At 68.1% G+C, this 260-nt stretch carries 1 pseudogene; it reads left to right on the forward strand.

Annotated elements, in window-relative coordinates:
* Positions 1-260: pseudogene (locus U5A65_RS40870) on the forward strand (LysR family transcriptional regulator); the annotation flags it as partial.

A 260-nucleotide genomic window follows, 5' to 3' on the forward strand; every position in this document is an offset into this window, starting at 1 on the left:
CCCGGTGCTCGAGCGCGTGGGCAACCGGTTGCGCTTCACCGCGGTGGGCGACGTGCTGCTGCGGCATGCGCGCGAGGTGTTTCATCAAATCGAGCGGGCGCGCTACGAGGTCGATGCGCTCACGAGCGGACTCTCGGGGCGCATTGCCGTGGGTGCGGTGCCAACCGTGCTGCCGGTGTTCGCGCCCGAACTCGTGCTCGAGCTGAAAAAGCGCGCGCCCCACGTCAACGTGTCGTTTTTCGAGGCGACGAGCGACCGGT

The sequence above is a fragment of the Paraburkholderia sp. J10-1 genome, from assembly GCF_905220165.1.
Classification (GTDB): Bacteria; Pseudomonadota; Gammaproteobacteria; order Burkholderiales; family Burkholderiaceae; genus Paraburkholderia.